Here is a 9,277-nt window from a genome sequence, read left to right as displayed (position 1 = left end):
GATTTCCATCATGGAGGAAGCCCATCTGCACCATGCCGATCAACCCATCGTGCTTTATAACCTCTCCTGCTATTTTGCATTAGCTGGTGACAAAACGAATGCTCTCTCCTGGCTGGATCGTTCACTGCGGATGGAATCCGCCTTAATAAAATTAATTGCTGAAGAACCAGACTTCGATTCTCTGCGTAGTGACAAAGATTTTCAATTCATTGTAGAATCTGCAGGAGACACAACGTCTCAAAATAGATAGCATGATCGTGACAGCACTTTAGCTTGTCAGAGTGATATCGAGGCAGTTCAAGGAATCGAAAACCACCATGATTGACATTGACCAAAGCCGTTTGAAGCAGCACTGTGAGCAACTCTGCAGCACGATACGTCCTGCAGAAAGTGCCGAGTTAGAAGCGGCCCGCCAATATGTAATCCAGGAGCTGGAAAATTCGGGCTGGGAAGTCGAACGGCATCACTTTCAAGCCCAGGATTCCATGCTGACCTCACTTTCAGGTCAAAACCTGATTGCCCGACACCCGCAACTGAATCCTCAAAACAAACCACGGTTTTGTGTGGGTGCTCATCTAGATACGCGCCCTGAATCTCCTGGAGCAGACGACAATACAAGTGCGGTTGCCACGTTGCTGGAATTGGGGAGGTTGCTTCCTCTGTCTCAAGAACTATCGAATAAGTGGGCACTCGAACTGGTTGCATTTGACCTGGAAGAAAACGGCATGCTAGGTGGTGCAGAGCATGCCCGCCTGCATCAGCAACAACAGACCGATTTGCGGGGCATGGTTTCTCTGGAAATGCTCGGTTATTGTGATTCGACTCCGGGAAGTCAGACATTGCCCCGAGAATTGATCGGATTGTATCCCGATACAGGAGATTTTATTGCCATCGTCGGCAATCAAAACTCAACGACATTGATTGCAGCGTTTCAGCAAGGAATGGAGAAGGTCAATGGACTACCCGTTGAAATACTTCAGGTTCCGCAAAATGGTGAAATGCTGCAAGCAACCCGATTGAGTGATCACAGCCCGTTCTGGGACGCAGGTTATCCAGCTGTCATGATCACTGATACGAGTTTTCTGCGGAATCCACATTATCATCAGCCAACAGACACTGTAGATACACTCGACTTCGAATTTCTCACTAAAGTAGCACAAGGAAGCTTGGAAGCGACTAAATTGATACTTCAAGGTGGTTACTAATTTTCGCTTTTCCTTCAACATTGCATTTTGTTCGATAAGGAATAATTGACTAGATATGAATGATGCAACCCAGGAAGAAAAAAAACTTCTCAACATAACAGAACTCTCAAAACCTCAACGTCGCGTTCTCGGTGTTTTGCTGGAAAAAGCCTTTACCACACCTGATCAATATCCACTTACATTGAAAGCAATTACAACAGGCTGCAATCAAAAAAGTAACAGGGATCCTGTTTCGCACTATAGTGAACCCCAGGTTTTTGAAATACTGGAGGCGCTCCGCGAGATCGGCATTGCCGCAGTCGTACATTCGGAGGGAGGTCGCTCTGAACGTTACCGACACTATATGAGGCATCGCTTCAATTTCAGTGAACCACAATTGGCCATTCTGACAGAACTCTGGCTACGCGGTCGTCAAACAATGGGAGAGCTTCGAGGCCGTGCCAGCCGAATGGTGCCAATTGATTCTCTTGACCAGTTACGGGCAGAGTTTAAAGAACTTCTTGATCAGAAATATGTGCAATCAAATGGAAGTATCGAGCGGCGTGGTATCGAAGTTGATCATAACTGGTATCAAGAAAAAGAAGGAAAAAACCTGGGCTTTGAATCCTCATCAGAAAGCGAACCCGCCCAAAGAGCAATTGTATCCGAGGAACAATCTTCGGTAATATCCTCATCTGCCGAATTGAGTACCATCCACAATTCCATAGAACTCCTGCAAACTGAAAATCAAGTATTAAAACAACAGGTAGAGACGCTGACTGAATCGCTTCAACAACTGAGTCAGCAGTTAGCAGAACTGAGGCAGGAACTTGGCAGTTAACGGCTAACAGAGGATCATCCGTCATGATCGAGGATCTACAATGTCGATATGTTCAAATTCGTGTTAGGCGCGCTGGACATTCCCCAGCCAGAGAAGCAGGTCCTGCACGGTATTGACTATTCTCCTTTGCTTTTTGGAAAGCCTGTTAAAAACAGAGAAGAAATTTTTGGACAATATGATCTGCACAATAATGGCCTGGCCTATTTGCGGATGATACGCACAGCACAGTTCAAGTATGTAAAACATTATCGGGCCAAATATATGGACGAGTTGTATGATCTGGAGTCGGACCCGGATGAGACTAAAAATCTGTTGAAGCGACGTTCCCTCGCCAAATGGCAAAAAACCGCTGCTTCTCTGGATCGACAACTACTGAAGTGGCAGAAATCGATCCAGGATCCGATTCTTGAACCGGCTTACCATTAAATAGATTGATAAATCTTAAGAAAACAGATGTTCGGTGCTCTATTTTGAGAAGATTGTCGTTTTTTATTTATTATCCATCAACATTTGTTCGAAATTCGTATAAAACCAGAATAAGAACCGATTTCCGAAATATTTTAACCTAACATCCTGAGGACAAACATGTTTTCGATTTCTCGAGTTAGCCTGTTGCTCTGTTTGCTGATGATCACTGTCGGCTGCCAGAAAGGTGCAGACCCAAGCAGTGAAAAACAAACATCCGAGCCAACAAGCGAGTCTACTAAAACGGACTCCAAAGAAACAACGTCCTCAAAAACAGATTCCGCTTCCAAGTCTGCTGAAAAAACAGATCCGAAAAGCGAGAAACCAAAGCCTCCTGAACTGCCGAAATCGGTCGCGGGAAACTGGATACTCTTGTTGCCAGAGCAACAACAGATGATGCCACTGTACCTGTTCAAAATCACTGCACCAGAGACGCCCAAATCAGACGAAAAGAAAACCGCTGAGAAACCAGCTGCACAATCAGTGGTAGTGCTCGCCAAAGATGCAAAAGCTCCCCCGGCAAAAATAGTCGCATTCAAAACCACAAAGCTAACCGTGGACTTTGATGAGAGCCTGTTAAATGAAGGGAAAGAATTTCTTCGATTAAATTTTCAAGGAAAATTGGATTTAGAAAAGGGAACAATATTTGGAAACATCTCCTTTAATGGGGATCGTTGTACTCCCGCCCTCCTGGTACCTACTAATGAAGAAGAATTTCCCAAAATCAAAGATCCTCTGCCTTCCCCTGGCGCTCAGGAACTAATGCAGGCTATGCAATCCCCCGACCCGTTTAAACAGTTAAACGATTTCACGCAAAAAGTATATGCCGTTCGCGCTCCCATTCCTCTGGTACTAGATGCTTATCCAACATTGATCGCCATTGCACTCAGTCAGAAAAAAGATGAGAAAGTTCTTACAGAAATCCTTGGGCGATATGTTGAAACGGCTGAGTTATGGGGAACACGCCAGCAGATAAATACGTTGATCAGCATCGGTTCCATGTTAGCAAGAAGTGATACAGTTTCTGGTTTAGCATCTAAATATCTTGAGCAGGCAAATCAATTAATCAAAAAAGGAGCTACTCCTCTTAGTGGATGGAAATCAGATATCGCTTTGGCTACAGCGCGTGTCGGATTAAAGTCCAAAGATCCCGAACAAATTAAGTCTGCTGGTAAACTACTTCAGGAAGAATTGAAAAATAATTCGAGCAACCGAGAACTTCTAACAGAGCTGGTCAATTACGAAAAAACACATGGAAGCATCGACAAAGCCATTGATCATCTGGGAATACTGGCAGGCTCTCCGTTGTCAGGTCGTGAACGGCAACTCATCGCTGTTTCAAAACAAAACCCAGAAGCCGTCAAATATGAACATCCTCAGGATACATTGACGGCGCTTTGGAAAGAAAAACATGGTTCGACAGAAGGCCTGGATGAATACTTGAAAAAATCATTCAAACGCTTTCTGCAGGGTTTTGTAACCAAAGAGGCGAAATCCGTTGATTTGAAGAAGGGTAACCGGGTCTCGCTGATCGAATTGTTTACTGGAGCTTCTTGCCCTCCCTGCGTAGCAGCCGATCTGGCAACAGGCGTTATTGAAGCTTCGTTCCCTCACTCAAAAGTCATCGTCCTGCGATATCATCAACATATCCCTGCTCCTGATCCGCTCACGAATACAGACTCTGAAGCGAGGTTCATCCTTTACAATCATGGCGAAACCCCTACCACCAATTTAAATGGTCAAGTGATTCCCGGAGTAGCAGGAGGAGTAGAACAAGTCGATTCCTCTTACAAACAAATTCTGGAAGCACTCATTCCTACACTCTCTGAAACGACAGATGTGAAAATCGATCTGTCTGCTGTCGCCAAAGATGGAAAACTGGAATTAAAGGCAAATGTAACTGGTACCGAGAAAATTAAGGAGCCACTGCGACTGGTTGCAGCACTTGCAGAAGATGAACTGCATTATAAGGCTTCTAATGGAATTAATATTCATGACATGATTGTTCGATCAATGCTAAGTGAACCAAATGGTTTTCCAGCCGTTGACGGAAAATTATCTCTAAATAAAACAGTGCCTCTGAATGACTTTAAAGGCCGTCTTACAGATTATTTGTCAGCGTTTGAAGAACGTTCTGGCGCAAATTTCACTGGAGCACCACTCAGTCTGGAAAAACTCCACCTCGTTGTGTTCGTACAGGGAGAACTTTCCAAGGATGTCTTTCAGGTAGCTTCCGTCCCTGTGTCCGGTTCAATTGTCTACAAAACAGTCAAACCAGAAAAGAAAACAGAAAAACCAAAACCGGCTACGGCAACAAAACCAACCGTTAAGACAGAGAAACCAGTAGAAAAAAAACCTGAAGTAAAACCCGAAGCCAAACCAAAAGCAAAACCGGAAGCTAAACCGGAAGCTAAAAAAGAGAAAAAGTAGCTTGAAATCAATCTCTTTGGTTTTTAACAAATTAACACAGGGCATGGAACAACCATGCCCTGTGTTAAATTCAAGCCACTTTCAGCCAGGAGACTGTTCACTCTTATTCAGCGGGCGGTGTAGGAACTAAGTTTTCATTCATGCCGCTGCTATTGTTTTTTTCCTGGATCACCGGTTTTCTATGCACTGGCAATTTTGTCGTTCGCGAAGGGCGATACTGGTTAGATCGTTTTCCCATGCGTGTATCTCTCTGATCCATAATCACACGGGCTGCTTCTCGAACTTCTGCATCGCTTAGTCGACTTAGATTTCCTAAATCTGCCAGGGGCTCCAGAATTTTTGTTGCTTTTGCAACAGTACTTTCCATCAGAATAATATCTACTAATTCACGTCGCACACCTTTCAAGGAACTGACTTGCTCGTTAAGGCGATCCTGCAGGTCGGCGAGTACTTCTAATGTTTCAAGGGCATCAACAACGCGTCCGGTCTCTGCCAGCAATTTAGCCTGAATTGTCATTAGCGATTTTAAGTTTGAACCGGCCTCTGCAACATTCATTTTTTCATCGATCAGAGTCTCTTGCAATGAAACAAGTTGTTCTGCACTTTTTTGTGCAGCGGCAATTGGCTTTGTTTGAGACACCAGATTATTCTGAAGTGCAATCATTTTCTGACTGTTTTCACGAGCGATATCTAATTGTTGCGACTGATCGACAATCTGCTTTTTGAATTGAAGAAACTCATTAAAAGCAGCCATCGCATCTTTGATACCGTTTGATTGACCCAGCGCCATTTTTTGCACTTTGATCATTTCGCCTAACGTGGAAAATGTTGATTTTAGCTGCGTTTTTTGAGAAGCCAACTGGTCCTGCATCGCCAGCATTTCATCTAATGCAGCATGGGCACTCGACGTCAAACTCTCTTGCTGGATCACACGTTTCTGAAAGGCATTAATCTTTTGATAGGAAGCCAAAGCCGATTCTGTTTGTTCAGCTTCTTTTTTAAGCAAAATCCGCAGATCTCGAATCTCTGCGACAGTGGCTTGGGCTTCGGTCAGTTGCCTGGCCTGAGAATTTAACACTGATAATAAGTTGTTGACTTGCCAGGCACTCGTCTTTGCACCAACGAGTTTATCCATGTCCTGCTGGACAACGACTAACTCTGTCTGCAAATGCCCGATTTGACTCAACATCGGCCGAGCGACCATGAAATACATGCTCAACAAGCCAACAGTGACACCAGCGGCCATCATGGCCCACATGTTCTGGATACTCGATAAGCGAACTTTAGTATCCAATCGATATTGTCGTTCCCCTGAACTTCTCAAGGCTCTATCTCCCAGCGATCATGATTTTACTTGGACTTAAAAATGGTACATCCTGTAGACTTTGACCATGCATCCTTGCAAATCCATTTATGCTGTATTACCTAATATCGCCATTTTCACCTTCGAGTCTTTTCTATTATTTGACAAAAGCGAGTCCATTTAAAAAATTCGCCCTGAAAAACAAGCGACTCTTAAACCCTGAAATGATTAAAATTGATCACAACTTGTTTCATAGCAATGACAATGTCAGTTCAAAATCGTAACATTGTTCCTTAACCTGAATTCTCTACCTAAGTAGGAATATTTGATGCTGGATATTCAAATCGATCAAGCAACACATGAAGATTGTAACGCTATTGCGGAATTTAACATTCGGCTGGCGGAGGAGACGGAATCCAAATCTCTGGATCAGGAACTGGTTCGAACGGGAGTCCTTGAGTCTCTCGGGGATACGCGTGGTTGCCAGTATTATGTGGCCCGACACCAGGAAAATATCATTGGTCAATTGATGTTTACGCGCGAATGGAGTGATTGGAGAAATGGTGAATTCTGGTGGTTCCAAAGTGTATACGTCCATCCTGACTATCGACGGCAGGGAGTTTTTCAGCAACTGTCAGAGCATATTCAAAACCTGGCACAATCAAATCCAGATGTGGTCGGACTCAGACTTTATGTGGAAGAAGAAAATGAACGTGCCCAGTCAACTTACCGTCAGTTGGGTTTTAACTTTCCTGGATATCATGTCATGGAAAAAATGCTGGAACGTTGACTCACTCATCCCGTTAGTGATATACCAATCAGAGACTATTTGTTTACACAGACTGCTGCTGATAACATTCCAAATGAATTCCAGGAACTGAATCCATGCCTGAATCAAATCGACATACCAATGAAGTTCTCCTGCATAAACATACCAGGCGGGAGTTTCGTGAAAGAATGCAATCCGGAGAATTAAAAGCCTGCATTATTCCTGTCGCAGCTACAGAACAGCACCTGGAACATCTGGCGATGGAACATGACTGGCGCAGCGTTATGCTGGTAGCATCAGAAGCTGCCAAACAGCTTGCTCCACAAGTTATTGTAGCCCCTTCAATGAATATTGGGATCAGTGAGCATCATATGCGGCATCCGGGCACACTCTCGGCAATGCCCGGCGGTTGGCTCAGTGTATTATTTGACACCATTCGCAGTATGCACCATGCTGGCTTTGAAAATATTCTTGTGCTAAATGGACATGGAGGCAACATGGCTCCTTGCCTGGGAATGTGGGGACAGTTCCAGCAGCGTCTCGAAATCAACTTGCACTTTGAATCTTACTGGAATCTGTTACCAGAGGAAATTGCCTTCGCAAATTTAAAAACAAAACGATTTCCGGGACACGCCCAGGAATTTGAAACGGCTTTTGCCTTGGCAGCATTTCCAGAAAATGTCCGCCACGATGCGATGCAGGATCAGGCAGATCAGGAACCGATGGAAGCCACTGCGGAGGCTGGTCAGATTATGATTGATGAAATTGTCAAACAGGTTTCTCAATTCATCTCGGGCATGATCGACGGAACCAATATTGTAGAGATTCCACCATTTCATTCCTGAAAAATAAATAGATGAACGACGAGTTCTGATCTCTATTTCGCAGGTTGACAATGTGCCAGCGCCAATAGTGCATAGGCAGTTGCCAAATTGGGATCTGCTTCATACCAGCGTTCTGCTTTGTTTGTCCAACTGCCGTTCTCCTGTTGAAGTCCAGCTAAATGATTGACCAGTTCCGCGCGCCAGTTATGGATCTCACCTTTCGCATCCTTAAACTGCTTTACCTGCATGCTATCTAACGCTTTGGCAAAGGTATGAAAATAGTAGTAGAGCCCCATCTGACCCATACCGGGATTTTCCTTTAAGGAATAATGACGACGAATCCACTCATTTGCAGCTTTGACCCGTTTATCATTTTTATCCACACCAGCGTAGATCATACTTTTCAGGCCAGCATATGTCATACTGCCATAAGACCGAAGTCCACCATCGGGAGTATTACCTGCCTGTGAGGTTCCCCCTGCAGCGGGCGTATAATAAAAACCACCATCGTTGATTTTGGATGAAAAGGGAGTTGTGTTGAACTCCGATTCGAGATTTTGTGTGCGCGATACAAAGACCAGGGCTTTCTGAATCGCTGGATCATCTGATTTCACACCTGCTTTTCGCAAAGCTTCAATCAGATATTGTGTGTTTGAAAGATCAGGACGCTGATGTTTTCCATAACCGGCTCCACCAAAAGACGTATCAGAGGACTCCAGCCCTTCTCCTTCATCCCATTGCAAACCACGCAAAAACATTTCTGCATTCTTGATAATGGAAGTATATTGTCCTCCCCGATTGGCTGAGCTAAAGGCCATTATCGAAATGCAAGTTTCATAATTACGATGATTACTTTTTGTATAATAGATTCCACCATCCTTTTGGACATATCCTTCCAGGCGCTTGAGTGCTTTGGCAACAACAGGGTCACCGGCGGGAACTCCATTTTCTAATAGAGCAGTGGTAATCAATGCACTGATTCCCGGCACGGTTTCTGTCGTCCAAAGTCCATTATCTAATTGACTGTTCTTGAGAAAATTGATCCCCTGCATTTGTGTTTTTTTCAAAGTCAACAAGTCAATTTCGATCACTGCAGGTTCGGCAGCGGTTGCAATCGAGCAAATGCTTGACAGGATCATTACACAGACCAGGGAGATATTCAGCGTTCGTTGATCGGCTCGCATCAGATAATCCTCAATTTCAATTCACTCTGTTTTTAATTTAGCTAAAAATAGCATCCACGAATTCTGGGATATTGGTAGCAGAACTCAAAGGATCATCTTATGCTATTTTGTATAAGAATCGGTGGCTATTGGTCTGAATGATACATCATTGGTTTTCCGGTGGGTGTGATTCAATTATATCCAGTCATACGACTATTAGAAAATGATGAATTCGAGATTTTATAAATTTTGAGGTGAGTATAGATACAAAATTAGTAATTGGTTTATAATAAACGGT

The 9,277-nt window shown here is 43.9% G+C and carries 8 protein-coding genes and 1 pseudogene; 7 read left to right on the top strand and 2 right to left on the bottom strand.

Features of this window, described 5'->3' with window-relative positions; all coding sequences use genetic code 11:
• The 5 genes and pseudogenes from Q0668_RS10035 to Q0668_RS10015 form a co-directional block, all read left to right on the top strand.
• Positions 1–250: pseudogene (locus Q0668_RS10035) on the top strand (hypothetical protein); the annotation flags it as partial.
• A 67-nt stretch (positions 251–317) separates the two neighbouring features.
• Complete coding sequence (locus Q0668_RS10030) at positions 318–1,205, top strand: M28 family peptidase (RefSeq protein WP_298863702.1); 888 nt, start codon at positions 318–320, stop codon at positions 1,203–1,205.
• A gap of 55 nt (positions 1,206–1,260) precedes the next feature.
• Positions 1,261–2,025, top strand: a complete 765-nt coding sequence (locus tag Q0668_RS10025) for a DUF480 domain-containing protein (RefSeq protein ID WP_298863700.1) — start codon at positions 1,261–1,263, stop codon at positions 2,023–2,025.
• A 33-nt stretch (positions 2,026–2,058) separates the two neighbouring features.
• Complete coding sequence (locus Q0668_RS10020; protein ID WP_366918886.1) at positions 2,059–2,451, top strand: sulfatase/phosphatase domain-containing protein; 393 nt, start codon at positions 2,059–2,061, stop codon at positions 2,449–2,451.
• Between the two features lie 159 nt (positions 2,452–2,610).
• Positions 2,611–4,920: a hypothetical protein gene (locus Q0668_RS10015; RefSeq protein ID WP_298863694.1), complete on the top strand. Its 2,310-nt coding sequence runs from the start codon at positions 2,611–2,613 to the stop codon at positions 4,918–4,920.
• A gap of 103 nt (positions 4,921–5,023) precedes the next feature.
• Here Q0668_RS10015 and Q0668_RS10010 read toward each other — a convergent pair whose 3' ends face one another.
• Positions 5,024–6,244, bottom strand: a complete 1,221-nt coding sequence (locus tag Q0668_RS10010; protein WP_298863691.1) for a hypothetical protein — start codon at positions 6,242–6,244, stop codon at positions 5,024–5,026.
• A gap of 307 nt (positions 6,245–6,551) precedes the next feature.
• Between Q0668_RS10010 and Q0668_RS10005 the strand changes: the two genes are divergently transcribed.
• Positions 6,552–7,013, top strand: a complete 462-nt coding sequence (locus Q0668_RS10005) for an N-acetyltransferase (protein ID WP_298863688.1) — start codon at positions 6,552–6,554, stop codon at positions 7,011–7,013.
• A 95-nt stretch (positions 7,014–7,108) separates the two neighbouring features.
• Positions 7,109–7,837 carry a creatininase family protein gene (locus Q0668_RS10000; RefSeq protein ID WP_298863685.1) on the top strand — a complete coding sequence of 243 codons (729 nt, stop codon included), beginning with the start codon at positions 7,109–7,111 and terminating at the stop codon, positions 7,835–7,837.
• A gap of 32 nt (positions 7,838–7,869) precedes the next feature.
• On the opposite strand, the gene Q0668_RS09995 is transcribed toward Q0668_RS10000, so the two are convergent.
• Entirely contained in the window at positions 7,870–9,000 is a 1,131-nt protein-coding gene (locus tag Q0668_RS09995) for a prenyltransferase/squalene oxidase repeat-containing protein (RefSeq protein WP_298863684.1), read from the bottom strand.
• Positions 9,001–9,277 lie beyond the last annotated feature (277 nt).

Origin of the sequence: uncultured Gimesia sp., from assembly GCF_937910335.1 — a bacterium.
Lineage (GTDB): Bacteria > Planctomycetota > Planctomycetia > Planctomycetales > Planctomycetaceae > Gimesia.
The sequence above is the reverse complement of the archived record's forward strand: the minus strand, read 5'-3'. Positions and strand labels throughout refer to the sequence as shown.